This window comes from bacterium (genome assembly GCA_026129405.1).
Lineage (GTDB): Bacteria > Desulfobacterota > Binatia > DP-6 > DP-6 > JAHCID01.
In genome coordinates this window covers 1,831,512-1,855,625 of record JAHCID010000001.1, presented here as the reverse complement: position 1 = coordinate 1,855,625, position 24,114 = coordinate 1,831,512, and the positions used below count along the sequence as shown (strand labels likewise).

Here is a 24,114-nt window from a genome sequence, read left to right as displayed (position 1 = left end):
TCAGCCCACCGCCGCCGCCGCCGCGGCCGCCGACGGCGCCTCGCCGAGCACCTGCGCGTACACGGCCGCGACCTCGGCCGCGGTCCGCGTCACGTCGAAGCGGGCGCGCACCAGCGTCTGCCCGACCCGCGCCCGGCGCTGCGCCTCGACGGGATCCGCCAGCGCCTGCTGGATGGCGCTGGCGAGCTGGTCGGGCGCCCGCGGCGGCACGAGCCAGCCGGTGTCGCCGTGGCGAACGATCTCCGGCAGCCCGCCGACGCACGTCGCGACCGTCGGGCAGCAGCTCGCCAGCGACTCGACGGCGCCGCCGTGGTTCTCCGACAGCGACGGGTGCACGGCGACGTCGAGGTCGCGATACACCGCCGCGACGTCGTCGCGCGCGCCGACGAAGCGGATCGCGTCGCAGCCCGCCGCCAGCGCACGCAGCCGTGCCTCGTAGTCCGCCGCGCCCGGTCGCGCGGCGCCGACCACGACGGCGACCGTGCCCGGCCGCATGCGCGTCACCCGGCGGCAGGCGGCGAGGAAGTCCTCGTGCCCCTTGATCCCCGTCCGCTGCCCGAGCCAGCGCCGCGGGCGGTACATCCACGCGACCAGGCCGACGAGCGGCGTGGTCGCGCCCACGCCGCTCGCTCGGCGGAACGCGCCCGCCCCGGCGGCGGCGCCGAAGGGTGCGAGGTCGATGCCGTAGTTGGCCCGGAAGAGCCGCGACGCGGGCACGCCGCTCCGTGCGTAGCGCTCGCGCGTCCAGTCGCAGGTCGCGATCCAGGCGTCGCGCGGGCCGGCGGTGGCGAGGTCGAGCCGCCGCGTCGGCAGGTGCTCGAGATGGAGCGGGCCCGCCACCTGGAAGAGACGCGGCAGCGGATGGCGGCGGCCGAGCGCGAGGCGGGCGGTGAGCGTCGTGCTGACGAAGTGGCTGTGGACGAGGTCGGGTCGCACGTCGGCGACCAGCGCGCGGCAGGTGGCGAGCGCGTGCGGCAGGTTCCACGGCGCCTCGAGCGTCCAGTCGAGATCGGCGTCGACCACCGTGACGCCCGCACGCCGATACGGCACCGCGCCGGGCGTGCGCGTGCCGCCCGGCAGCGCCACCACGACGTCGATCCCCATCTGCACCAGCACCGCCATCTGCCGGCGCGCCCAGGCCGCGCCCTGCGCGGTCTTCACGAGATGCAGCACCCTCACGCCGCGATCCTCCCCCGCACGGGCATCGCCGGCGCCGTCCCCGCCGTCGCCGGCCGCGGCGCCGTGCGCCGCACGCGCCGGCGCGCGCCGGCGACCCAGGCGAGCAGCCATACGACGCCGACGGCGTAGCAGAACCCCTTCGCCCACATGAGGGAGTCGCCGCGGATGCAGTAGAGCGAGAAGGGGCACATGAAGGTGAAGGCGTAGCGATGCAGCAGCGCGTCCGGCACCAGCCGCCAGCCGTCGAAGAGCAGCACGAGCCCCGCGCTCCAGAGCGCGAACACCAGCGCCGGCCCGGCGAGGCCGAAGTTGAGATACGCCTCGGCCTCCATGCCGAAGCCGTAGCCGGTGGTCGACGTCGGCGCGTAGTTGTCCTTGAACCACGCCGGCAGCGACGCGAAGCGGAGGCCCGGGAGCAGGAACGACGGGGCCAGATTGCCGAGCGTGGCCAGGTACGTCGTGCCGTAGCGATGCGGCTCGTCCGCCGGCACCCACTCGGCGACGCGGCTGGTGACGAAGAGGTTCGAGCCGAGGCCGAGCAACGACTGCACCGCGCTCTCCTGCCGCGCCCGCTCGCCGAGCGCCGCCACCTGCGACGACCACGACAGCGCCCCGCCGCTGCGCGCCCACTCCATGCCCACGAGCACGACGCCCGCGACCGCGAAGGCGGCGCCGAGCCGCCACGCCGTGCGCAGGCCGCGGCGCGCGCGGCCGCGCCGGACCGCCGGGCCGCGTCGTGCGGTCAGCCACGCCAGCGGCACCATGAGCAGCACCAGCGCCACGTCGCGCTCGCTCGAGAGCATGCAGAGGAGCGCGAACGCGCCCAGCACGAGCTGCGAGCGGCGCGGCAGCAGGCGGCCGGCGATCGCCTGATCGACCAGCACGACCGCCGGCACCACCGCGAGCAGCACGAGGAACGCCGCGTAGTGCAGGCGGATCCACGGGTCGCCGGTCGCGCCGGCGTCGAGCTTGCCGACCGTCGTGAGCTCGCCCCAGCGCGCCGCCAGCGCCGCCGCGCCGGCCGCGAACGCGACCGCGAAGACGCCGAGCGCCAGGCGCCGGAAGCGGCGCGGCGCCGCCAGCACGAGGATCGTGCGCGGCAGGTGCACGCGCCGCCCGGCACGCAGGCCGCCGGCGAGGATGCCCGCCTGCGCGGCGACGGCGATCCACAGCGCCCGCCCCATCGCGTCGAGGTGGATGCCGTACGGCGCGACGTCGAAGACGAGCCAGCGGATCGCCGGGCCGGTGGTGATGACCGCGTAGGGCACGCCGAAGGTGACGAGCGGATGCACCGCGGCCGCCCGCCCGCCCCGGCGCAGCGCCACGACGACGCCGGCGGCGGCGAGCGCCGCCTGCACGACGAGCGGCACGACCACCTCAGGCATCGCGGCTCCCGAGCGTGCCGGCGAGCGCCACGACGAGGACCGCGAGGCCGACGGCGCTGCCGCAGGCGGTCGCCTGGGCGGCGCCGAGGAGCCCGCCCGCCGGGATGCGCACGAGGCCCGCCAGCAGCATCGCCGCCCCCGCGGCCAGCTGCACGACGAGGACGCGCGAGAAGCGGCGCGTGGCCGTGAGGGCATAGTTGAGGAGCGACGCCACCGCGCCGAGGCCCCCGGCGACGACGAGCCAGGTGAACGCGGGCGCGTGGGCGGCGTAGGCGTCGCCGTAGAGGAGCGACAGCAGCGCCGCGCCGTCGTGCGCGGCGAGCAGCACCGCTGTGCCGGACGCCGCGGCGACGCCGGTCGCCGTCGCCGCGGTGACGGCGACGAAGCGCCGGCGCGCGTCACGCCAGCTGCGCGCGAGCAGCGGGCAGATCGCCTGCCCGAGCGCCGACGCGAACAGCGCCCCCAGGACGACGACGTACGCGAGCGCCGCGTAGTAGCCGACGGTCTCCGCGTCGGCGAAGCCGTAGAGGACGTAGCGCGGCACGCCGGCGGCGACGCTGCCGGCGCAGGCCGCGAGCCGAAGGCTGACGCGGACCAGCGCGCGCCGCCGCGCCAGACTCGCCGCCGCGGCGCGCGGCCGCCGTCGCCGCGGGCAGCGCCGCGGTCGCGCGCCCAGAAGACGGCGAGCCAGGCGGCGGCGACGAGCCCGACGCCGCCCGCGAGCCCGAGCCCGAGCCACAGCCCGGCGGCCACGCCCGCCACCGCGAGGACGCCGCGCACGATCTGCGAGCGGCCGACCACGTCGAAGCGTTCCTCGCGCTGCAGCCGGCCGTAGACGACGTCGGACAGCCCCTCGGCGCCCTTCATCGCCGCCACCGCCGCGGCCACGCCGCGCGGGAGGCCGATGGCCTCGGCGACGACGAGCGTCGCCACCACGAGGATCACGGTCCCCGCCCCGCGCACGACGAGGTAGTCGGCGAAATCCCACTCCCCGGCCACGTCGGTCGCCTGCGCCGAGCGCAGCTGGAGGCTCACGAGCAGCTGGATCGGGGCCGCGACCGCGAGCGCCATCGCCAGCTCGCCGACCAGCCGCGGCGACCCGAGCCGCGCCACCACGACCAGCACGAGCGCCTGGCAGGCGACGTAGAAGGCGCTGGCGCCGACGGTCCACCGCGCGTGCGCGGCGACCCGCCCGGCGAGCGTGCGGGCCGCGGCGACGCGCGCGCCGGCGGCGGCCGCGCCGGGGGCCTGCGACGTCCCCTCGTCGAGGGTCGGGCGCCGCAGCCCCATGCTGCCGAGGGCCGCGCGGCTCACGCCGGCACCTCGCGCGACGCGACCCGCAGCGGAGCGCGCCGCCGCGCACCGCCGCCGCCGCCCGCAGGCGCGCGTAGCAGGCGCGCCGCCGTGGGCCGAGCGCGTCGCGATGATACGCCCGCGCCCGCTCGCGGTGCGTGCGCACCAGCCGTGCGAGCGCGAGCGGATCGCGGCCGAGCGTGCGGCGCAATCCGGTCGCGAGCGCCGGCACGTCGCCAGGCGGGACGAGGTCGTCGGCGTCGAGCAGCTCGGGCGTGCCGCCGATGCGCGTCGCGACGCAGGGCAGCCCGCGCGCCATCGCCTCGATGAGCACGCGCGGCAGCCCCTCACAGCGCGACGGCAGCACGAACGCGTCGGCGGCGTCGAGGAGCGCGCGCACGCCCGTGCCGGCCGCGACCTGACCATGGAAGCGCACGGGGACGCCGAGCGCGCGCGCCTGCGCCGCCAGCTCGGCGCGGTGGCGCCCGTCGCCGACGCGTCGAGGGTCGCGTGCCAGCCGCGCACCCGCAGCCGCGCGAGCGCGGCGAGCAGGACGTCGAGCCTGTAGCGCTGGCTGAGGGTGCCCACGAAGGCGAGCGCCCAGGGCGCGGCGGCGGTGCCGCGCCCCGCCGCCGCGCAGGGCGCTGCGGCGGCGCAGGGCGGCGTCCGGCGCGAAGGCGGCGGTCGTCGAGGTCGATCGACGAGTACACCGTCGACCAGCCGGGCTCGGGTAGCGCGCCGGAGCGTGCCGCCGCTGACGTGGCGGCGACCGTGGCGCGCGCAGAGCGCCCGCAGGCGGCGGGCGAGCAGGCGGCGGGCGAGCGGCCGCACCGCGCTGCGCACGGTGCCGGGCGCGAGCGCGTCCCTGGATCGCCGACGACCTCGACGCCGAGCGGCCGCCCACCGCGAGCCCCGCCGCGAGTCGGCGAGCGGACCGCGCGCGCGCACGCACGGGTCGACGTCGCCGACGGCCGCAGCGAGCCGTGGCGCAGGGCGCGGCGCGCGCCAGAAGCCGAGCGCGCCGCGATACGGCGGCAACGCCGCGACCCGCACGCCCGGCCCGTCGACGGGCGTCGCCGCCGGCCCGGCACCCCCGGGCCGGTCCGCGCCGCCACCGCGACGGCGTCGAACGCGTCGAGATAGCGCTGCCAGAAGGCGTAGCCGTCGACGCCGCCCGGCGCCCACACGCGGCCGTCGGCCGCGCGCACGAAGCGCGTCTCGGAGACGACGAGCAGGCGGACGGGGGCGCTCACCGCAGGACCTCGGCGAGGCGATCGTCGCGCGGGTGGCGCGGCGCGGTCGCGGCGTCCGGCGCCACCGTCGCCGCGGCGTCCGGCGGGGTGGTCGCCATGCCTCGCCGGCGAAGCGCGCGCTCCATGCCGCCTCGCGCCGGCTCAGCACCTCGGTCGTCGCGCGCCACACCGGCGTCAGGTCGGCGGCATGACGCTCGGCCGCCTCCAGCACCTGGGCCGCGGTCGCGAAGTCGCCACGCGCGGCGTAACGTCGACCGCGAGCTGGCGATAGGAGCTCGCCGCGCTCGGGCGTGCGCACGACGGCAGCGAGCAGCGCCGCCTCCGGCCCCGGCGACGTCGCCGGCCGCGAGGTAGCCGCGCGCGGCCCGCGCCAGCCGCGGCCCGCCAGCGGCGAGCCACGTTTCGCCGCCGCGTACAGCACCGCCGCGGCTCGCCTGGCGTGCCGCGCGCTTCGAGCACGGTGGCGAGGTCGTCGACCACGGCGAAGCTCCGCGCCGGGCAGGTCGCGTCGCGCGCGGCGGCAGGCCGCGATCTGACGGCCAGCGGCGCGGCAACCGCAGGCGCACCGCGAGACCGTCGCCCTCGGCGAGCACGCGCAAGACGCGCGCGGCGCCGGCACCGCCGTCGTCGGCCACGTCCTCGGCGAGATAGCCGTGCGACACCAGCGCCGGCGCGCGGCGTACGGACTCCTCGAGCTCGGCCGCGGCCGCGGCGGCGTCGCCGCGCGTCCACAGCGCGAGCGCCAGCCGGTCGCGCAGCTCGATCGACCAGGGATCGAGGACGAGCGCGCGCCGCAAGGCCGCCTCGCCGGCCGGACCGTCGTCGAGCACGCTCGCGTGCAGCTCGTGCACCTCGCGGTCGGCGGGCGCGGCGTCGAGCGCCCCCTCGACGAGCGCCAGCGCTCCGGCCGCGTCGTCGTCCTCCGCCCAGCGCAGATCGGCGGCGGCCATGGCGGCACGCGGATCGCGCGGCGCGAAGCCTGCGAGGGTCCCCGCCGTGTCGACGGCGCGCGGCAGCAGCGTCGCCGCCACGGCGACGAAAGGCGCGGCAGCGCCGCCGCTGCCGCCGCCGGCCCGTCCGGCGCGCGGCCGCGCGGTCAGCACCAGCAGACCGCGACGGCCGCGGCGAGCGCGCGAGGTTGCCGGGCAGCCGCAGCCCGAAGTCGACGGTCGCGTGCACGGCGAGCGCGACCACGCCGCCGAGGAGGCCCCAGCGCAGCGGACCGGTCGCCTCGAGGGCGCGCCGCCAGTCCGAGGCTTCGAACCCGGGCGCGTGGAAGCCGTCGGCGGCGGCCTCGGGCGGCGCGGTCCGGCGCGCGGCGAGCGCCAGCGCGACGACGAACCCGAGCACGAGGACGAGGCCGACGACGCCGGTCTCGGCGGCAAGCTCGAGGTAGTCGTCGTGCGCGCGGTCCCAGATGCCGCCGTCGACCGGCGGCGCCTGGTACGGCCGGAACGCGTGCAGCCAGGTGCCGAGCCCGGTGCCGACGCGCCAGTGGTCGCGCACCAGCGCCGCCCCTGCGGCCATCACCTCGAGCCGGCTCGCGAGCCCGGGATCGGCGGCCGCCGTCGCCTCGGCGCCGCCGTCGGCGAGGCTCGCGTCCCACAGCGCGAGCGTGCCGACGCTCGCGACGACGAGGCCGCACGCGGCGACGAGCGGCAGCGCGCGCCGCAGCCAGCGGGGCCCGTGCACCGCGCCGGCCAGCAACCCGGCCGCCGTGACGCCGAGCCCCGCGAAGAGCGCTGCCGTGCCGCCGCGCGAGCCGCTCGCCGCATGGGCGGCGAGCGCGATCACGAGGCCGGCGAGCACCGCCAGCGGCACGAGCAGGCGCTGCTGCTGGGCGATGAGCGCCTGCGCCCACGCCTGGCGCGGCCGCACGCCGAGCGCCCGCGCGGTGCGCGCCGCGCGGCGTACGCCCTCGGCGGCCCGCAGCGTCGTCACCGCGAGGAGGGCGAGCCCGAGCGGAATCACCGCTTCGAGCCAGGTCGCGAAGTGGTTCGGGTTGACGAACGGGCCCGAGGCACGGCCTTCCTGCGCGAGCTCGTCGCTGAGCCACAGCACGTGGCCGTTGCCGAGGACGTGCGCCGCGAGGCCGAGGAGCGCCATCGCCACGCCGCCGGCGAGCAACGCGACGAGGAGCCTGCGCGCGGCCTCGCGACGACCCGCGCCGCCGTCGCGCCACGGCCAGCCGACGAGCACCGCGAACGTGCCGAGCCCGATCGCGAGGCGCGCCATCTCGTCGCGCACCGCCCACGGGTCGAGGGCGAGCGGGCGCCATCGGCTCCACGGCCCGCCCTCGGGCCACCCGGGCAGCACCGCCGCGACGAGATCGGCGGTCGCCGGCGCCAGCGCGTGCAGCACCGCCGGCGGCACCGGCACCGTGGTCACGAGCGCGAGCCCGGCGAAGGCCGCGAGCCAGCCGACCCCGGCGCGTCGTCGGCCGGCGCGCGCCGGCGACGCTCGCGCAGCGTCGCCGCCAGGAGCCCCAGCACGACGACGTCCGCGACCGCCACCGCCCACGCCGCCCGGCCGCCCAGGCCGAGCGGCAGGAGGAGCACGAGGGCGGCGAGGACGCCGGCGACGCGCCGATCGAGGACGTCGCTCATGCCGCCACCTCTTCGACGCGGTGGTAGCCGTAGTAGCGCTGGTAGTAGCCGAGCTCGCCCCAGCCGAGGTCGACGTTGTTGACGACGGCGCCGAGGAGGTGCGCGCCCGACGCGGCGAGGAGATCGCGCGCGCGGCGCGCCAGCTCGCGCGGCGTGTCGTGCCCCTTCACGACCAGCACGACGCCGTCGGCGTCGCGGGCGAGGATCACCGAGTCGGTGACCGGCAGCGTCGGCGGCGAGTCGAGAACGACGAAGTCGTAGCGCTCGCGCAGCGTCTGGAGGAGCGCGCGCATGCGCGCGCTGCCGACCATCTCCGCCGGGTTCGGCGGCGTCGGCCCCGCGGTGAGGACGTCGAGCCGCGGCGACGGGAGCGTGCGCAGCACGTCCTCGAGCCCCGCCTGGCCCGAGAGCACGGTCGAGAGGCCGCGCTCGTTGGTGAGGCGCAGCGCGCGATGGCACGCCGGGCGCCGCAGATCGACGTCGACGACGCAGACGCGCGCGCCGGCGTCCGCCAGCGTGGTGGCGAGGTTCAGGCTCGACACCGTCTTGCCCTCGCCGGCGCCGGCGCTGGTCACGAGGAGCACGCGCGGCGTCTCGGCCGCGGCCGAGAAGAGCACCGCGGTGCGCAGCGCACGGAACGCCTCGGCGACGACCGACGCCGGCTCGTGCACGACGACGAGCTCCGGCCCGGGCCCGTCCGGCGCCGGCAGCAGGCCGCCGCCGGCACGTGCCGACAGCCCCGCGGCCGACGCCGAGCGGCGCGCGGCCGCGAAGTTCGGGATCGTCGCCAGCGGCGCCAGCGCCAGCGCCTCGGAGACCTCGGCTCCGCTCTTCAGGCTCGAGTCGAAGTACTCGCACGCAAACGCGGCGCCCACCGCGACGACGACGCCGCCGGCGAGCCCGAGGGCGAGCGCCAGCGGCACGTTCGGGCTGCTCGGCGCCATCGGCACCTCGGGGCGCTCGACGATGCGCACGTTCGACGCCGCGAGCTCCGAGTGCACGCCGGTCTCGAGCTGCTGCATGAGGAGCGAGCGGTGCAGCGCGTGCGCGGTGTCGGCGTCGCGGCGCAGCAGCTCGTAGCGCGCGCCCAGCTCGCGCAGCGCGATCGCGTCGCTCTCCTGGTGTGTGACGACCGCGCGCAACGCCGCCTCCTTGCGCCGCGCGGCCTCCCACTGCTGGCGCACGCCCGACACCTCGCGCTCGACCTCGCCGCGCAGCTGGCGCTGGAGCGCGGCGGCGTGCCGTCCGAGCTCGACGATCTGCGGATGGTTCGGCCCGAGCCGCGTCGCCAGCGCCGCCTCCTCGGCCCGCACCTCGAGCTCGGCGAGGCGGACCTTCTGCACGCCGGCACGGTCGAGGAAGAAGGCGAGCGGATCGGCGGCCGGATCGGAGAGGAAGCCGTAGCGGCTCTCGAGCCCGACGCGCGTGCGCTCCGCCTTGGTGACGCCGGTGGTGAGCTCGGCGAGCCGCTGCGGCAGGAGCTTGTGCTCCTCGCTCACCGCGACCTCGGGATGCGCGGCGGCGAACGTCGACAGCGCCGCCTCGGCCTGCTCGACGCGCCCGCGCGCCTCCTCGAGCTGGCGCCCGAGGAAGTCCTTCGCCGTCGCGTTGGCGGCGAGGCGCACCTCCTCGTTGGCGTCGAGGTAGGCCTGCGCGTGCGCGCCGGCGAGGAACGCCGACAGGCGCGCGCTCGGCGTCGTGAAGCGCACCTCGACGAGGTCGGTGCCCCGCACCTCGCGCACCGACAGCCAGTCGCGATAGCGGTCGAGCTGCGCCGGCGTCGGCTCGCCGCCGCCGGCGCCCGCGTCGCCGCCCGCCGGCGTGCCGTCCTCCTCCCAGCCGCGCGGTCGCACCGCGGCGAGGAGGCGGCCGCCCAGGGCGAGCAGCCCCGGACGGTCGGCGAGCGGCGTCGCCGCGGTGGCCTCGCCGTCGGCGGCGTAGGTGCGCAGCACGCGCTCGGCCAGGTCGCGGCTCTGGAGCACCGCGACCTGCGTCGCGAGGAAGCTCGAGCCGCCGCCGACGGCGCGGTCCTGTCCTTCGAGGTCGAGGACGTTCTCGGCGAGGCGCAGCTGGATCGGCGACTCGCGCGTCACCTGGAGGCGGGCGGTGGCCGCATACTGGCGCGGCGTCGCCAGCGTCCAGAGCACGGTCGCGCCGAGCACGAGCCCGCACAGCGTGCCGGCGAGCCAGCGATACTTCACGAGGACGCGCAGGTGGTCGCGCAGATGGCGCGGCGGCGCGTCGGTGAACTCGGCGTCGAGGACGTCGGGCGCCGGCGGCGGCGCCGCGACGGTGGGCATCGTGGTGGGCATGGGTCTCCCCGTGGGTCAGAAGAGCGGGATCGACCCGCCGACGTGGAGCAGCGTCTTGGTCGCTTCCCAGACGCCGTAGGGCACGAGCCGCACGACGGACGGCTCCACCTGCACGACGTCGCCGTCGTGCAACGGCACGTCGGGCGCGGTGCCGGCGGCGACCGCGTTCATGTCGACGACGAGCGTCTCCTGGCGTCCGGGCGCGGTCGTGCGCTGCACGCGCACCGCGCTCGAGTCGGCGGGGTACATGCGGCCGCCGGCGGCGGCGAGCGCGCCGCGCAGGGTGAGACCGCGCGTCACCGGGTAGCTGCCGGGCTTGTCGACCCAGCCGTCGACGTGCACGTTGCCCGCGGCCGGCAGGCGCACGACGTCGCCCGGCCGCATGCGCGGATTCGCCAGCCCGACGCCCTCGGGCGCCGCCGCGTGCACGAGGTCGAGGTCGATGCGGATCGGCGTCTCGGCCGGCGCGCCGTCCGGGCCGACCGGGGTCAGCTCGAGCACGCGGCCGGCGTCCTTCGCCGGGCCGCCCGCGGCCCAGACCACGTCGGCGAGGGTCGCGTCGGGCCGGGTCAGCGGGTACTGCCCGGGCCGCTCGACGGCGCCGACGACCGACACCACGCGGCTGCGATACTCGGCGACCAGCACGCTCGGCTGCGGATCGCGCAGCAGCCCGCGCGCCCGCAGCAGATGGCGCAGCTCGGCTTCGAGCTCGGCCGGCGCGCGCCCCGCGGCCGGCACGGGACCGAGCAGCGGCAGCTGCACGAGCCCGTCCGCGCCGACGCGGAACCCCTGCTGCATCACCGGCGCCTCGGCGAGCGCCTGGCCCGGCCGCCCCCCCTCCGAGCGCGGCGAGCCTGCGAGCAGGTCGGGGATGCGCACGTCGAGGAGATCGTCCGGCCCGATGCGATAGCCGCCGGCCGCGCCCGTCGCGGTGCGGCCGGCGGCGAGCGCGGCGAGACGGCCGCGCGTCTCCGCGTCGAGATGCCCCGCGTCCGCCGTCGCCGGCGGCGCGGTGGGGACCGGCGCGGGGCGCCCCGCCCCGCAGCCGGTCGCCAGCGCGAGTCCCAGGACGACCCGCGCCGCAATGGTCCACCGCCTCCCCATGCGCACCCTCCCCCGCCGTCACCTCGCCGTCAGGACGGCGAGCGACGCGGACACTTCTTGAACGCCTTGCAGCGGATCTTGCCGTTCGGCTTCTGGCAGCAGGCGCGCTGGATGACGACGGCCGGCCGTCGCTTGGTCGCCGGACAGACCTTCTCGTCCACGCGCACCATCTCCTGGCGTCCGCCGCACTTCGGCCGCGGCAGCTTGGCGGCGTCGGCCGCGCTCGCGACGAGCACCGTGCCGACGACCGCGGCGAGCAGCGCCGCGGTCCTTCCCCTTCCGGTCGTGATTCGCATGCGTCGACAACCTCCCCCGTTGGCGCCGCTCAGGACGGCGAGTTGCGCGGGCAGTGCTGGAAGTGCGCGCAGCGCACCTGGCCGCCCGGCTTCAGGCAGCACGCCCGCTGCCGTACGATCGCCGGCCGCCGGTCGTTGGCGGGGCAGAGCTTCTCCTCGATGCGCAGCAGCGTCGCGCGCGGCCCGCAGCCCGGCTCCGCGGCCGCGCGCGCGGTCCCGGCACCCGCGAGCAGCAGCACGCCCGCCGCGCCGAGCACGCCCAGCGTGCGGCCCATGTCCCCTCGTCGCATCGTCCCTCCTTCCGGCGAGCGCAAGCGGCAAGCATGTCACCAAGCTTTCCGTGCGCCGCGTTTCCAGCGCGGGACGAGTGCAACCGATGTGCCGCCGCCGGCGCGCTCCGAGGCCGCGTCGCGCGCATCGAGCGCGGGGCGCGGGGCCCCGCGCGCCCGCCGTGCGCGGCGCGCAGCGCGCGCCCCCGCCAGGGCACGGAAATGGACGCGCGCGAACGTTCGTGTACCCGGGGCGCGCCGCCCCGCGGGTTGAGAATCCGGGAACGATCGCCGATACTCGCCCGAGCATGGATCTGCACGACCTTCGCAAGGAACTCGTCGACATCTGCCACCGCTCGAGCGAGCGCTGGCTCACCGCGGGATCGGGCGGCAACATCTCGATCCGCATTCCCGGCACCGACCGCTATTTCTGCACGGCCACCGGCGTGACCTTCCGCGACACCGCGGTATGGAACGTCGTGCAGATGGACCTGTCGGGGAAGCAGCTCGACAACTTCGAGTGGAAGCCCTCGAAGGAGCACCGCTGGCACGCCGGCGTGTTCGCGACCTGCAAGGACGTCAACGGCGTCGTGCACTCGCACTCGACCGCGACCATGGCGTTCGGCTGCTGCGGCATCACGCCGCCGCACATGACCGGGCAGGCCCGCGCGCACCTGGGCGAGATCCAGATCGTCCCCTACGCGAACGCCGGCTCCGAGGAGCTGCGCGACCTCGTGGTCGACGTCTACAAGGCGAAGCCCGACACGCGCATCGTGCTGCTCGCGAACCACGGCCTCGCGGCGAGCGGCCCGTCGCTGCTCGAGGCGTACAACCGCGCCGAGATCGTCGAGGACTCCGCGCAGGCGTATCTCCATTGCCGCCTGCTCGGCCGCGAGCCGAAGCTCGACTTCTGACCGCCGCGGCGTCGCGGGGGGCTCGCAGCGGCGGGCCCCGCGACGCCGTGCTCACGCGTCGTGGGCCGCGGCGCCCTCGCTCAGCGCGGCGAGGAACGCGCGCGTGAAGGCATCGAGATCGTCCGGCGTGCGCGACGTGATCAGCGCGCCGTCGACGACGACCTCACGGTCGACCCAGTGGGCGCCCGCGTTCTCGAGGTCGGCGCGCACCGACGGGTACGACGTCAGCGTGCGTCCCGCGGCCGCGCCGGCGTCGATGAGCAGCTGCGGACCGTGACAGATGGCGGCCACCGGTTTGCGAGCCCGCATCATCGCCTGCACCAGCGCGACCGCACCGCGATCGGTCCGCAGGTGGTCCGGCGAGTAGCCGCCGGGGATCAGACAGGCGTCGAACGCGTCGGCGGCGACCGACGCCGCCGACGCCTCGACCAGCGCCGACGCCCGGCCGCGCTTGCCGCGCACGGTTTCGCCCGCGTCCCGTCCTACGATGGTCAGCGTGTGGCCGGCGGCGGCGAGCCGATCGCGCGGAACGGTGAGCTCGGCATCCTCGAAATCCTCTGCGAGGGGAACGACGATCCTGGCCATGCCCGCGAAGGCAGCAAGCCACATGCCGCGCGCGGGCCCCGCCGCCGCACGCAGGCATGCCGGCGGAGCACGGCAGATCGTACAAACCACCGCCCAAACGGGCGTTCGCGCGTCGCCGCGGCGCGGCGAGGAACGCCTCGCGGCGCGCGTACCATCGCACCGTTGCAACCCCTGTGGGCGGACGGTAGGTAGGTCGATGATCCGCCGGCTCCCCGCGCGGGCCCACAGGGCGCGGTGCGGACGGAGGGGCGGCCCCAGCAGCAGGAGGAACGATGTCCGAAGGTCAGTCGAGCACGGCGAAGCGGGTCGAGCAGCGTGACGCGATCGTCATCCGCTTCGCCGGCGACTCCGGAGACGGCATGCAGCTCACCGGAGTGCAGTTCACGAGCGAGTCGGCCCGCGCCGGCAACGACCTCGCCACCCTGCCCGACTTTCCTGCCGAGATCCGCGCCCCCGCCGGCACCCTCGCCGGCGTCAGCGCCTTCCAGCTGAACTTCTCGACGAACCAGGTCTTCACCCCCGGCGACGACCTCGACGTCCTCGTCGCCATGAACCCCGCCGCGCTGAAGACCAACCTCGACGACCTTCGCCCCGGCGGCATCCTCCTCGTCGACCGCGAGGCCTTCAACGACGGCAACCTGCGCAAGGCCGGCTACGCCCGCAACCCGCTCGAGGACGGCTCGCTCGACCGCTGGCAGCTCTTCCCGGTCGAGATCACGAAGCTCACGACGACGGCGCTCAAGCAGTTCGGTTTGTCCGCACGCGAGACGTTCCGCTGCCGCAACTTCTTCTGCCTCGGCATCGCCTCGTGGCTCTTCCACCGCCCGCTCGAGGTCTCGGAGGAGTACGTCCGCGGCAAGTTCAAGAAGAACCAGACGCTCGTCGAGGCCAACCTGCGCGCGCTCCACGCCGGCTGGAACTTCGCCGAGAACGCCGAGCTGCTGAAGATCTCGTACGAGGTCGCAGCGGCGAAGATCGAGCCGGGCCTCTACCGCAACATCACCGGCAACTCGGCCCTCGCGCTCGGCTTCGTCGCCGCCGCCCACCGCGCCGGCCGGCCGCTCTTCCTCGGCAGCTACCCGATCACGCCGGCGAGCGACATCCTGCACGAGCTCTCGGGCATGAAGCAGTTCGACGTCACCACGATGCAGGCCGAGGACGAGATCGGCGGCGTCGGCGCGGCGCTCGGCGCGGCCTTCGGCGGCGCGCTCGCGATCACCACGACGAGCGGCCCCGGCATGGACTTGAAGGCCGAGACCGTCGGGCTCGCCGTGTCCGTCGAGCTGCCCCTCGTCATCGCCGACATCCAGCGCTCCGGCCCGTCGACGGGCATGCCGACGAAGACCGAGCAGGCCGATCTCCTGATGGCGATGTACGGCCGCCACGGCGAGGCGCCGGTGCCGATCCTGGCGCCGTCGACGCCGTCGGACTGCTTCGAGGTCGGCTACGAGGCGCTGCGCATCGCCGCGAAGTACATGACGCCGGTGATCATCCTGTCCGATGCGTTCCTCGCCAACGGCGCCGAGCCCTGGCTCGTGCCCGACCCGGAGAAGCTCCCGGCGGTCCACGTCGACTTCCGCACCGACCCCGAGGGCTTCCAGCCCTACATGCGCGACGAGGAGACGCTGGCCCGTCCCTGGGTGCGGCCCGGCACGCCGGGCCTCGAGCACCGCATCGGCGGCCTCTCGAAGGAGTCCGGCACGGGCAACGTCAGCTACTCGCCCGCGAACAACGAGCAGATGACGCGCATCCGGCAGCGCAAGGTCGCCGGCATCACGCGCGAGATCGGCCCGACCGCGATCTTCGGACCGGCGACGGGCGATCTCCTCGTCCTCGGCTGGGGCAGCACGTTCGGGCCCATCCGCCAGGCGGTCACCGATCTCCAGCGTGAGGGCCGCTCGGTGTCGCACGCCCATCTGCGCTGGCTGAACCCGCTGCCCGCCGACCTCGGCGACGTCCTGCGCCGGTTCCGCCACGTCGTCGTGCCCGAAATGAATCTCGGACAGCTCGTCAAGATGATCCGCGCCGAGTACCTGGTCGACGCGATCGGCTTCAGCAAGATCCAGGGCCGCCCGTTCAAGGTGGCCGAGATCCGCTCCCGGTGCGTCCGTCTGCTCGACGGCCAGGACCGGCCGGAAGAGCGGCACGAGGTGCACGCGTGAGCAGCAGCGAAGCAGCGGCCGTCGGCAGCGGCGCGACGCAGAGCCGCAAGGATTACGTCTCCGATCAGGACCCGCGCTGGTGCCCGGGCTGCGGCGACTACGCCATCCTCGCCCAGGTCCAGAAGGTGATGCCCGAGCTCGGCATCCCGCGCGAGAACCACGTCTTCGTGTCCGGCATCGGCTGCTCGAGCCGCTTCCCGTACTACATGAACACCTACGGGATGCACACGATCCACGGCCGTGCGCCGGCCATCGCCACCGGCCTCAAGGTGGCGCGTCCCGACCTCACCGTGTGGGTCGTCACCGGCGACGGCGACGCGCTCTCGATCGGCGGCAACCACCTGATCCACGCGCTGCGCCGCAACGTCGACTTCTCGATCCTGCTCTTCAACAACCGCATCTACGGGCTCACGAAGGGGCAGTACTCGCCGACCTCCGAGGTCGGGAAGCAGACCAAGTCGACGCCGCTCGGCTCGATCGACCATCCGTTCGATCCGCTGGCGCTGGCGCTCGGTGCGGGGGCGAGCTTCGTCGCCCGCAGCGTCGACGTCGAGGCGAAGCACCTGCAGGAGACGATCCGCCGCGCCCACGGCCACCGCGGGGCGTCGTTCGTCGAGATCCTCCAGAACTGCAACGTCTTCAACGACGGCGCCTTCGAGCACCTCACCGACAAGACCCGCAAGGCCGACCACACGCTGGTCCTCGAGCACGGCAAGCCGATGGTGTTCGGCAAGAACCGCGACAAGGGCATCGTGCTGCGCGGCTTCGCGCCCGAGGTGGTGGCGCTCGAGCACGGGCTCACCGAGGCGGACTGCGTCGTCCACGACGAGCGCAACCCGGTGCTGGCAGCCCTGCTCGCCCGCATGCAGGCGCCGGACTTCCCCACCCCCGTCGGCGTCCTCTATGCCGCCACGCGCCGCTGCTACGACGCGGCCGTCAACGACCAGATCATGGCGGCGAAGGCGAAGACGCCGCCCGATCTGGGCAAGCTGCTGCGCGGCAACGAGACCTGGACGGTCGGCTGAGCGGAGCGCGCCGGCCGCGTCGGGCCGGATGGGCCGACGCGGACCGGCGCCGCGTCAGCGGCCGCCCGCCAACGCCGCCACGCGCGCGAGCGTGTCGATCTCGGACGGCGGCTTGTCGTCGCGCACGCGAACGATGCGCGGGAAGCGCAGCGCGTAGCCGGAGTCGTGGCGCGCGGACGGCTGCACCACGTCGAACGTCACCTCGAGCACGACCTCCGGCCGCACGCGCTGCCAGCCGCCGTGCCGCTCCAGCGTGAGCGCCTCGAAGCGCGCGGTGAGCGCGAGGATCTCGGCGTCGGTGAGGCCGGTGAACGCCTTGCCGACCACGCGCAGGGTCGGATCGTCGTCGCCTGCGCGCACCGCGAAGGTGTAGTCCGAGAGCACCGCGCGCCGCCGGCCGTGGCCGCGCTCGACCGCGACCACCACCACGTCGAGCGTCGCGAGCGCGCGCTTCAGCTTGATCCAGGCGCCGCCGCGCCGGCCCGCCGCGTAGGACGAGCCGGCCTCCTTCACGATGAGGCCCTCGTTGCCCGCCGCACGCGCGGCGGCGAACGCGGCGTCGATGCCGGCGGCGTCGGACAGCAGCCGCACCGGTGCCGGCCACGCGCCCGCCGCCGGCCACGTCAGCGCTTCGAGCCGGGCACGGCGCGCCCGCCACGGCTCGTCGACGACGAGCACGCCGGCGTGGGCGAGCAGGTCGAAGGCCGCCAGGCCGACCGGCACGCGCGCCAGTAGCGCCGCGCCGGGCGCCTTGCGGCCGAGCCGCTGCTGCAGCTGCTGGAACGGCAGCGCGCGCGTCGGCGCCGCCGCGTCGACGGCGAGCAGCTCGCCGTCGACTACGACGCCCTCGCCGAGCCCGGCGACGGCTGCCACGACCTCGGGAAAGCGCGCGGTCACGTCGTCGAGCGTACGCGAGAACAGGGCGACGCGCCCGCCGGCGACGTGCGCCTGCACACGGATGCCGTCGTACTTGTCCTCGACGGCGAACGGTGCCGGCAGCGCCGCGACGATGGCGTCGGGCGTCGGCAGCGGCTGCGCCAGCATGAAGCCGAGCGGATGGAAGAGGCGCAGGCGCGCGGTGGCGAGGGCGTCCCGGCGCGCCAGCAGCGCGACCTCGCCGACGTCGCCGGCGAGCTGCGTGGCGCGGCGGACGTCGGCCAGCGGGCGCCCGAACGCGCGCGCGATCGCCTCCTCGACCTGCGCCGCCTTGAGCCCGATGCGCAGCTCGCCGAGCAGCAGCCGCACGAGAAGGCGCGCCTCACGCCCGGACGTCTCGCCGAGCAGCTCGACGAGCAGCGCGCGCCGCGCCGTCGTGCCCGGCGCCGCTGCGAGGGCCGCCAATCGCGCGGCGACCGCGACGAGCCCGAGCCCCGCCGACGGCCGCGCCGCCAGCGCCTCGCCGGCGACGTCCCCCGCGTCACCGAGCGCCACCGCACGGGCGCCGAGATGCGCCGCATCCGCGTCCGCCAGCGCAGCGATGGCCTGACGTACGAGCGCCGGCCCGACCTGCGTGGTGCACGCGGCGGTCGGCGGGAACGCATGCCCGGCGAAGAAGCGTGCCGCGACCGGCAGGGCGGCGTCGCCCGTCGCCGACAGGCGTGCGGCGACCGCCGCCACCTTCTCGAGCCGGCTGCGAGTGGCGCCGACCGCATCCGCGGTCGCGACCAGTGCGGCGAACGAATCCGGGGACGCGGACGGCATGGGCACCGATCGTAGCCGACGCGCCACCGCAGGCGAGACGCCATCCCGGGCGGTCCATGCTACAACCGGCCGCATGCGGTGGAGCTCGGCGGCGTCGAACGCGCCCAGGCTGGAGGACGCGCTGCGCGAGGCCACCGCGCGGGTGCGCGAGGGACTCGCCGGCGCGACGCCGGACCTGCTGGTGGCGTTCGTGTCGCCGCATCACACCGCCGGCTGGGACACCCTGCCGCAGCGCCTCCACGACGCCCTCGGCGCCCGCACGCTGGTCGGCTGCTCGGCCGGGGGCGTGATCGGGGGAAGACACGAGCTCGAGGAGGAGCCCGGCCTGTCGCTCACCGCGGCGACGCTCCCCGGCGTGCGCGTGCGGCCGGTGCGCCTCACCGAGCCGGCGGTGCCGGCGCTCGCCGACGATCCGCCGGCCGCCCTCGTGCTGCTGCCGGATGCGTTCACGTTCGACGTCGACGAGTGTCTGCGCGGCATCGACGCGGCCCTGCCCGGCTGTGTGACGCTGGGCGGCCTCGCCAGCGGCGGCCGGGCCCCCGGCGGCAACATCCTGCTCGAGACCGCCGCCGCGCACCGCGCGGGCGCGGTGGGGATCGCGTTGTCCGGCGACGTGGCGGTCGACACCATCGTCGCGCAGGGCTGCCGGCCGATCGGCGATCCGATGTTCGTCACGCGCAGCGAGCGCAACGTCATCCACGAGCTCGACGGCCGTCGCGCCGCGGTGGTGCTGCAGGACATCTTCGCGCGCGCGTCGCAGGAGGACAAGACACTTTTCCGCTCGTCGCTCTTCCTCGGCGTCGTCATGCGCGAGGACTGCCAGCAGTACGGCCACGGCGACTTCCTCATCCGCAACGTGCTGGGCGTCGACCCGCGCTCGGCCTCGATCGTGGTCGGCACCGCGGTGCGCGATGCGATGGTCGTCCAGTTCCACCTGCGCGACGCCCGCACCTCCGCCGAGGACCTCGAAGCCCTGCTCGCGCGCTACCATGGCCAGCCGGCGGGAGCCCTCCTCTTCTCGTGCCTCGGGCGCGGGCGCGGGCTGTACGGCCGCGCCGACCACGACACCGCCCTGTTCGCCGAGCGCGTGGGCGCCGTGCCGCTCGGCGGCTTCTTCTGCAACGGCGAGATCGGCCCCATCCACGGCACGACCTTCCTGCACGGCTACACGAGCGCCTTCGGGCTCTTCCGTCCGCGCGGGCGTCCGGTCTCCTGACATCTGTCGGCCGCCTGACACGGGGCCGGTCGGCAACACCGAGCCGGCGCATACGACGTCCATGGCATGTGCCTTGCTGTCGCTGGGCGGCAGAGCGCGAGGAGGCGGCGCATGCGGGCAGGTGCGGGGGTGGAAGGAAGCGGTGGGCGGTGGTGGACCCGCGCCTGCCTGACCACGGCGATCCTCGTGATCGCGACCGGCGACGCCGCGGCGCTCGAGCCCGGCGAGTACCGCCTCCCGTTCGGGCGCAACACGCCGGGGCTCACGGTCGGCCCCGAGACGCCCACCGGGCTGACGCCCGTCGTGCTGTTCTTCGGCGAGACCGTGCAGCTGCGCCTGACGGTCGTCGAGCCGACCGACGGCGGCATGCGCAGCAACGGCGATCTCTTCTTCGGCTCGGGCGGCGTCGCCTACGACTTCGTCCGCGGGCCGATCACGATCCGGCCGCTCGTATCCTTCGACACCGACCACGACGGCCTGTCGACGCTCGCGGGCATCGCCTTCGGCATCGGATTTTAGGGACCTCGGGCTCGGCAACCCGCGCCTCTACGCCGATCTGATCCACCCGAGCGATCTCGGCTGCGACGTCCTCGCGCGCCGCACCCGCGACGCGCTCAAGCGCCTCATGCGCGTGCGGTGAGGTGACAACCGTCCTTTTGCCGAGCCGCCTGGCGTGGTGTGACGCACACCGGGGATGGACGACCGTGCCGCCGATCCCCTGCTCGCGGAGAGCAGCGCGCCGCCCTCGGCAATGCTTGTACGCCCGGGGACCCTGTGCGAGAGGCGACGCGAGGAGGAGGTGCCATGATGGGACGCGTGATGGGATCCGCGACGGCGGGACTCGTGGTGGGTATGGCGCTCGTGCTGGCGACGCCGGCCGTCCGGGCGGAGTCGAAGGGCTGCGAGAAGATCGTCGCCGCCTACGAAGAGGGTGGCGGCGGCATCAGCGCCGACGAGCTCGCGAAGAAGCTCCACACCGACGTCGAGACGGTGCGCGCCTGTCTCGACGCCGCGGCGGAGAAGAAGGGTGAGCACGAGCAGTAGCGCGCGGAGGCCGCGGGCGACCTTTGCCCGCGGCACCTCCGCCGGCTAGACCCACGCCCCGGGGATCCGAGCGCGGTGGCGACGTGGGCACGGCGAGGCGTATGGACGGTGGCGGCGCCCGCGGTCATCGGGGCGCTCACGGGCGGCGCCGTCGCGGCGCTGAGCGGCGGCGTCGAAGGCGGCGTCATGGCGGCGGTCGCCGCGCTGCCGGGCGGCTGGCCGGCCGTGGCGACGGCGTTCGCGCTGCCGCTCGCGGTGCTGGCGGCGGCGACCGTCACGCGCTCGCTGCACCCGTCGACCGCCGAGCTCTACATCGTCACCTACCACACGCCCGGCGCGCACGTGCCGCTCCGCCAGGTGCCCGGACGGCTGCTGGCCGCGATCGCCACGGTCGGGCTCGGCGGCTCGCAGGGCTTCGAGTCGCCGTCGGCGCTGATCGGCTCCGCGTTGGGCGAGTGCTGCGCGCGCCTGCGACGCTTCGCGCCCGCGCCGGACGAGGTGCGCACGCTCGTCGTCGCGGGCGCCGGCGCCGGCATCGCCGCGATCTTCTCGTCGCCGGGCGTCGGTACGCTCTACGGCCTCGAGGTGCCGTTTCGCCGCGACCTCGACGCGCCCCGCTTCGCCCCGGCGGCGATCGCGGCGGCGGTCGCGTTCGCCGTCCGCACCGCGCTGATCGGCGCGCAGCCGCTGGTCGCGCTGACGCATCGCCCGCCGCTCGACGCGGCGCTGCTCGGCGCGATCGTCCTGCTGGCGATCGCCTGCGGGCTCGGCGCGCGGCTCTTCGCCGCCGCGCTGACGGCGCTGCGCGCCCTCGGCAAGACGCACGGCCCCTGGGCGCGGGCGGCGACCGGCGCCGGCGTGCTCGCCGCGCTGGCGTGGTGCGGTCACGCGCTCACCGGGCGGTGGATCACGTTCGGGCCGGGCTACGTCGCCGCCGCCTGGACGCTCGGGGCGGCGCACGCGCCGGCCGTGCTGGCGGCGGCGCTCGTCGTTCGCGCCGCCGGGACCCTCGCCTCGGTCTACGGCGGGGGCGGCGGCGGCGTCTTCACCTCGCTCGCGTGCACCGGGCTACTCATGTCGGTCTGCCTCGAGCGCCTGCTCGGCCATCCGCCGGGCGGCCCGCTGGCGCTGCTCGGCGCGGCGACGTTCCTGGCCTCGGGCTACCGGCTGCCGCTCGCGGGCGTGCTGCTCGTCGCCGAGCAGAGCCGCGACCTCGGGCTGACCGTCGCCGGCTTCGTCGCCGTCGCCATCGGTCAGACGGTGATGGGCGACGCCTCGGTGTCGGACGCGCAGCGCGATCGGCGCGCATAGACGCTCACGGCTTCCTCGGCGGCCCGACGGTCGGCGCGGCCACCACATCGACGGCGACGCCGCCGGCGCGACCCGTCGCCGCAGCGACGAGGCTCCACGCCATGCCGGCCGCGTTCCGGATGCCCGGCGCCGTGCCGGCGACCTCGGCGGGGTCGCCGACTCACGATCGCGCCGCGGCGTTGACACGAGCGCGACCCGCCTCCTACACCCCGCCCATGGACCTGCACCTCACGCCCCAGGCCCTCGCCTTCCGCGACCAGCTGCGCACCTGGCTGCGCGCGAATCTGCGCCGTCCGTGGCGCGAGGAGCTGCGCGACCCGGCGGCGACCGAGGACAGCCTCATCGCGCTGCGCCGCGCCTGGCAGAAGATGCTCTACGAGGCCGGCTACCTCGGCATGGACTGGCCCGCCGAGTGGGGCGGACGCGGCGCGACGGAGGTGGAGAAGTCGATCTTCGACGCCGAGCTGTCGCAGGCCGACGCGCCGCCGATCCTGAACATCCTCGGCATCGGCCTCCTCGGCCCGGCGCTGATCCACCACGGCAGCGAGGAGCAGCGTCGCCGCTTCATCCCGCCGATGCTGGCGGGCGACGAGATCTGGTGTCAGGGCTTCAGCGAACCCGGTGCCGGCAGCGACCTCGCGTCGCTGAAGACGAGCGCCGTCCTCGACGGCGACCACTTCGTCCTGAACGGCCAGAAGGTGTGGACGACGTTCGGGCCGTGGGCGGACTGGATCTTCGTCCTCTGCCGCACCGACCCGAAGGACCGCTACGGCGGCATCTCCTTCGTGCTCGTGAAGCTCGACACGCCCGGCGTCACGGTGCGGCCGCTGCGCCAGATCACGGGCGAGAGCGAGTTCGGCGAAGTGTTCTTCGAGGACGCGCGCGTGCCGAAGGAGCATCTCGTCGGACAGGTCGGCGACGGCTGGCGCATCGCCATGACGGTGCTCGCCTACGAGCGCGGCGCCAGCTCCCTCGCCTACTCCGAGCGCTACGACCGCGACCTCGGCTGCCTTGCCGAGGCGTGCCGCAGCGCCGGCCGCCTCACCGGCGCGGCGCGCGAGAAGATCGCGCGGCTCCTCGTCGAGAACGAGGTCATGCGCGCGAACGGCATCCGCATGCTGGCCACGTTCGCCGAGGGCAAGGCGCCTGGCACGGAGTCGTCGCTCGAGAAGATCTACTGGAGCGAGTTCGACAAGCGCTTCCGCGAGACGGCGCTCGATCTCCTCGGGCCCGGCGGGCAGCTGCTGCGCACGAGCCCGGGCGCGCGGCCCGACGTCGACTGGGCGCGCGAGTTCCTGTGGTCGCGCGCCGGCACCATCTACTCCGGCTCCTCCGAGATCCAGCGCAACATCGTCGCCAAGCGCGTGCTCGGCCTGCCCCAGGCCTGAAGGACCCCGATGCGATTCGAGCTCTCCGACGACCAGCAGCTCCTCCGCTCCTCCACCCGCGACTACTTCCAGAAGGCCGCGCCGCTCGAGGAGAGCCGGCGCACGATGGAGCACGCAGCCCAGGGCTTCGAGCCGGCGCAGTGGCGCCAGCTCGCCGAGATGGGCTACGCCGGCCTCGTCGCGCCCGCCGGCGCCGGCGGCCAGGGCCTCGGGGCGGTCGAGCTGGCCGTCGTCTGCGAGGAGGCGGGTCGCGTGTGTCTGCCCGGGCCGCTGCTCGACACGAACCTCGCCGCAGCTCTGCTCGCCCAGACGTCGTCCGATCTCCTCGCGCCGCTCTGTGCCGGCACGAAGCTCGTCACCATCGCGCGCGCCGACGCCCTCTTCGCGGGCGGCCCGCCCGAGCCGCTCCAGACGAGCGGCGGCCGCCTGCGCGGCACGCGGCACTTCGTGCCCTTCGCCGCCGCGGCCGACGCGCTCTGCGTCGTCGCCCCCGACGGCGTGTGGCGCGTCGACGGCCCGTTCCGCACGACGCCGACGCCGACCATCGATCCGGGGCAGCGCTTCGCCAGCGTCGCGTTCGACGGCGCGGCGACGCGGCTCGGCGACGCGGCGCTGCTCGAACGCGTCGACCGCCTCGCCGCCGTCGGCGCCGTCGCCATGTTGCTCGGCCTCATGCAGCGCGCCCTCGAAACGACGCTCCAGTACGTGCAGACGCGCTCCACCTTCAACCGCCCGATCGGCGCGTTCCAGGCGCTCCAGCATCGGCTCGCCGACATGCTGCTGCGGGTCGAGTCGACGCGCTCGGCCGTCTACCGCGCCGCCTGGTGCGTCGATGCCGGCGACGCCGACACCGCCCTCGCCTGCGCCGCGGCCAAGGCCTACGCCGGCGACGCCGCCCGCCTCGTCTGCGGCGAGGCGATCCAGATGCACGGCGGCATCGGCTTCACCTGGGAGCTCGACCTGCACTTCTTCTTCAAGCGCGTGAAGACGCTCGAGCAGTTCTACGGCTCGACCGAGACGCGCCTCGAGGAGGCGATGGTCGCGGCCGGGCTGTAGCCGCGCAGCGGCACG

Annotated in this window: 20 protein-coding genes and 1 pseudogene; 9 read left to right on the top strand and 12 right to left on the bottom strand. The window is 75.7% G+C overall.

Going from position 1 to position 24,114, the window contains the following annotated elements; all coding sequences use genetic code 11:
- From KIT14_08350 to KIT14_08305, 10 genes and pseudogenes are all read right to left on the bottom strand, one after another.
- Positions 1 to 1,179: a glycosyltransferase family 4 protein gene (locus KIT14_08350; protein ID MCW5890548.1), complete on the bottom strand. Its 1,179-nt coding sequence runs from the start codon at positions 1,177 to 1,179 to the stop codon at positions 1 to 3.
- Positions 1,176 to 2,564 carry a hypothetical protein gene (locus KIT14_08345; protein MCW5890547.1) on the bottom strand — a complete coding sequence of 463 codons (1,389 nt, stop codon included), beginning with the start codon at positions 2,562 to 2,564 and terminating at the stop codon, positions 1,176 to 1,178. Before KIT14_08345 ends, KIT14_08350 begins: the two co-directional genes overlap by 4 nt.
- Positions 2,557 to 3,108 carry a hypothetical protein gene (locus tag KIT14_08340; protein MCW5890546.1) on the bottom strand — a complete coding sequence of 184 codons (552 nt, stop codon included), beginning with the start codon at positions 3,106 to 3,108 and terminating at the stop codon, positions 2,557 to 2,559. Before KIT14_08340 ends, KIT14_08345 begins: the two co-directional genes overlap by 8 nt.
- 966 nt (positions 3,109 to 4,074) lie before the next feature.
- Positions 4,075 to 4,998: pseudogene (locus KIT14_08335) on the bottom strand (glycosyltransferase family 4 protein).
- 286 nt (positions 4,999 to 5,284) lie between these two features.
- On the bottom strand, positions 5,285 to 7,498 hold the full coding sequence (locus tag KIT14_08330) for an O-antigen ligase family protein (protein MCW5890545.1): 2,214 nt from the start codon (positions 7,496 to 7,498) through the stop codon (positions 5,285 to 5,287).
- Positions 7,495 to 7,716: a hypothetical protein gene (locus tag KIT14_08325; GenBank protein ID MCW5890544.1), complete on the bottom strand. Its 222-nt coding sequence runs from the start codon at positions 7,714 to 7,716 to the stop codon at positions 7,495 to 7,497. The genes KIT14_08330 and KIT14_08325 overlap by 4 nt, the downstream gene beginning before the upstream one ends.
- Positions 7,713 to 10,028 (bottom strand): polysaccharide biosynthesis tyrosine autokinase, encoded by a 2,316-nt coding sequence (locus KIT14_08320; protein MCW5890543.1) that lies wholly within the window; start codon positions 10,026 to 10,028, stop codon positions 7,713 to 7,715. The genes KIT14_08325 and KIT14_08320 overlap by 4 nt, the downstream gene beginning before the upstream one ends.
- A gap of 15 nt (positions 10,029 to 10,043) precedes the next feature.
- Positions 10,044 to 11,132, bottom strand: coding sequence for an SLBB domain-containing protein (locus tag KIT14_08315; protein ID MCW5890542.1), 1,089 nt, complete (start codon positions 11,130 to 11,132; stop codon positions 10,044 to 10,046).
- Positions 11,133 to 11,161: 29 nt separating this feature from the next.
- Entirely contained in the window at positions 11,162 to 11,428 is a 267-nt protein-coding gene (locus KIT14_08310; GenBank protein MCW5890541.1) for a hypothetical protein, read from the bottom strand.
- Between the two features lie 29 nt (positions 11,429 to 11,457).
- Entirely contained in the window at positions 11,458 to 11,718 is a 261-nt protein-coding gene (locus KIT14_08305) for a hypothetical protein (GenBank protein MCW5890540.1), read from the bottom strand.
- Positions 11,719 to 12,005: 287 nt separating this feature from the next.
- Between KIT14_08305 and KIT14_08300 the strand changes: the two genes are divergently transcribed.
- Positions 12,006 to 12,611 (top strand): class II aldolase/adducin family protein, encoded by a 606-nt coding sequence (locus tag KIT14_08300; protein ID MCW5890539.1) that lies wholly within the window; start codon positions 12,006 to 12,008, stop codon positions 12,609 to 12,611.
- A 51-nt stretch (positions 12,612 to 12,662) separates the two neighbouring features.
- Here the strand turns inward: KIT14_08300 and KIT14_08295 are convergent, their stop codons facing one another.
- Positions 12,663 to 13,196 (bottom strand): type 1 glutamine amidotransferase, encoded by a 534-nt coding sequence (locus KIT14_08295; GenBank protein MCW5890538.1) that lies wholly within the window; start codon positions 13,194 to 13,196, stop codon positions 12,663 to 12,665.
- A gap of 272 nt (positions 13,197 to 13,468) precedes the next feature.
- Between KIT14_08295 and KIT14_08290 the strand changes: the two genes are divergently transcribed.
- Positions 13,469 to 15,358 carry a 2-oxoacid:acceptor oxidoreductase subunit alpha gene (locus KIT14_08290; GenBank protein ID MCW5890537.1) on the top strand — a complete coding sequence of 630 codons (1,890 nt, stop codon included), beginning with the start codon at positions 13,469 to 13,471 and terminating at the stop codon, positions 15,356 to 15,358.
- A 128-nt stretch (positions 15,359 to 15,486) separates the two neighbouring features.
- Positions 15,487 to 16,383, top strand: coding sequence for a 2-oxoacid:ferredoxin oxidoreductase subunit beta (locus tag KIT14_08285; GenBank protein MCW5890536.1), 897 nt, complete (start codon positions 15,487 to 15,489; stop codon positions 16,381 to 16,383).
- 54 nt (positions 16,384 to 16,437) lie between these two features.
- Here the strand turns inward: KIT14_08285 and KIT14_08280 are convergent, their stop codons facing one another.
- Positions 16,438 to 18,084: an ATP-dependent DNA ligase gene (locus KIT14_08280; protein MCW5890535.1), complete on the bottom strand. Its 1,647-nt coding sequence runs from the start codon at positions 18,082 to 18,084 to the stop codon at positions 16,438 to 16,440.
- Positions 18,085 to 18,157: 73 nt separating this feature from the next.
- Here KIT14_08280 and KIT14_08275 point away from each other — a divergent pair, with 73 nt between their 5' ends.
- The 6 genes from KIT14_08275 to KIT14_08250 all read left to right on the top strand — a co-directional run bounded on the left by KIT14_08275 (position 18,158) and on the right by KIT14_08250 (position 24,099).
- Positions 18,158 to 19,300, top strand: coding sequence for an FIST C-terminal domain-containing protein (locus KIT14_08275; GenBank protein ID MCW5890534.1), 1,143 nt, complete (start codon positions 18,158 to 18,160; stop codon positions 19,298 to 19,300).
- 111 nt (positions 19,301 to 19,411) lie between these two features.
- Positions 19,412 to 19,819: a hypothetical protein gene (locus KIT14_08270; protein ID MCW5890533.1), complete on the top strand. Its 408-nt coding sequence runs from the start codon at positions 19,412 to 19,414 to the stop codon at positions 19,817 to 19,819.
- Positions 19,820 to 20,104: 285 nt separating this feature from the next.
- Positions 20,105 to 20,344 (top strand): hypothetical protein, encoded by a 240-nt coding sequence (locus KIT14_08265; GenBank protein MCW5890532.1) that lies wholly within the window; start codon positions 20,105 to 20,107, stop codon positions 20,342 to 20,344.
- Positions 20,345 to 20,452: 108 nt separating this feature from the next.
- Positions 20,453 to 21,655 (top strand): chloride channel protein, encoded by a 1,203-nt coding sequence (locus tag KIT14_08260; GenBank protein ID MCW5890531.1) that lies wholly within the window; start codon positions 20,453 to 20,455, stop codon positions 21,653 to 21,655.
- Between the two features lie 215 nt (positions 21,656 to 21,870).
- The gene (locus KIT14_08255) at positions 21,871 to 23,043 is read left to right on the top strand and encodes an acyl-CoA dehydrogenase family protein (GenBank protein ID MCW5890530.1); all 1,173 of its coding nucleotides are present in this window, start codon (positions 21,871 to 21,873) and stop codon (positions 23,041 to 23,043) included.
- Positions 23,044 to 23,052: 9 nt separating this feature from the next.
- Positions 23,053 to 24,099, top strand: a complete 1,047-nt coding sequence (locus KIT14_08250) for an acyl-CoA dehydrogenase family protein (protein ID MCW5890529.1) — start codon at positions 23,053 to 23,055, stop codon at positions 24,097 to 24,099.
- Positions 24,100 to 24,114 lie beyond the last annotated feature (15 nt).